At 70.3% G+C, this 1,649-nt stretch carries 1 rRNA gene and 1 pseudogene; both read left to right on the plus strand.

Going from position 1 to position 1,649, the window contains the following annotated elements:
- A 5S ribosomal RNA gene (gene rrf / locus ACH4VO_RS14655) occupies positions 1-92 on the plus strand; the annotation flags it as partial.
- Positions 93-202: 110 nt separating this feature from the next.
- A pseudogene (locus ACH4VO_RS14660) lies at positions 203-1,649 on the plus strand (hypothetical protein); the annotation flags it as partial.

Here is a 1,649-nt window from a genome sequence, read left to right on the forward strand (position 1 = left end):
CGCCCGGTTACATTCCGAACCCGGAAGCTAAGCCTTTCAGCGCCGATGGTACTGCAGGGGGGACCCTGTGGGAGAGTAGGACGCCGCCGAACAATCTTTCAAGGACCCTTGGTCCCAGCGTTCATGCTGGGACCAAGGGTCCTTTTTTGTTTTTCCGAAGCGCGTCGGATGGTCGGCTGCGCGAGAATGTCTGTGGTACCCGATGACAGGAGTCACCCCCATGTCCACCAACTCTTCCGACGACCGTCCGGAGCGCGAGCCGCGTCGCCGGGACGGCGGAGACAGGGGCGGCCTCCGAGGCGGTCGCGACGACCGGTCCGGCGCTCCTCGACGTGACAGCGACCGTGGCGGCTTCAACCGCGACGACCGCGACCGGGGCCCGCGTCGTGATGACAGTCGTGGGGGGAATGCCGGCGGTGGGTTCCGTCGTGACGAGCGTGCCCCGCGTCGTGAGGATGACCGTGGTGGGTACCGCGGTGGTCAGCGTGATGACCGTGGTGACCGTGGTGGGCGTCCGGGTGGTGGCTTCGAGCGCCGTGACGACCGTCCCCGTGGCCCGCGCCGCGACGACGACCGCGGTGGTAGCAGCGGTGGTGGGTTCCGTCGTGACGACAGCCGCGGTGGTAGCAGCGGTGGTGGGTTCCGTCGTGACGACAGCCGCGGTGGTAGCACCGGTGGTGGGTTCCGTCGTGACGACAACCGGGGCGGCAGCACCGGCGGCGGCTTCCGTCGTGACGACCGTGACCGTGGTCCCCGTCGTGACGACGACCGCGGTGGTAGCACCGGCGGTGGGTTCCGTCGTGACGACCGTGACCGTGGTCCCCGCCGCGACGACGACCGCGGTGGTAGCACCGGCGGTGGGTTCCGTCGTGACGAGCGTGCGCCGCGTCGTGAGGATGACCGTGGTGGGTACCGCGGTGGTCAGCGTGATGACCGTGGTGGGCGTCCGGGTGGTGGCTTCGAGCGCCGTGACGACCGTCCCCGTGGCCCGCGCCGCGACGACGACCGCGGTGGTAGCACCGGTGGTGGGTTCCGTCGTGACGACAGCCGCGGTGGTAGCACCGGTGGTGGGTTCCGTCGTGACGACAGCCGCGGTGGTAGCAGCGGTGGTGGGTTCCGTCGTGACGACAGCCGCGGTGGTAGCAGCGGTGGTGGGTTCCGTCGTGACGACAACCGGGGCGGCAGCACCGGTGGCGGCTTCCGTCGTGATGACCGTGACCGTGGTCCCCGCCGGGACGATGACCGGTCGAGCGGTTTCCGTCGTGATGACAGTCGTGGTGGTAGCACCGGTGGTGGGTTCCGTCGTGACGAGCGTGCCCCGCGTCGTGAGGATGACCGTGGTGGGTACCGCGGTGGTCAGCGTGATGACCGTGGTGACCGTGGTGGGCGTCCGGGTGGTGGCTTCGAGCGCCGTGACGACCGTCCGCGCGGCCCGCGCCGCGACGACGACCGCGGTGGTAGCACCGGTGGTGGGTTCCGTCGTGATGACAGCCGCGGTGGTAGTGCCGGCGGCGGTTTCCGTCGTGACGACCGTGCGCCCCGTCGTGAGGATGACCGTGGTGGGCGTCCGGGTGGTGGCTTCGAGCGCCGTGACGACCGTCCGCGCGGCCCGCGCCGCGACGACGACCGCGGTGGTAGCACCGGTGGTG

This window comes from Streptomyces sp. NPDC020780 (assembly GCF_044334475.1).
In the GTDB taxonomy this organism is placed as follows: Bacteria; Actinomycetota; Actinomycetes; order Streptomycetales; family Streptomycetaceae; genus Streptomyces.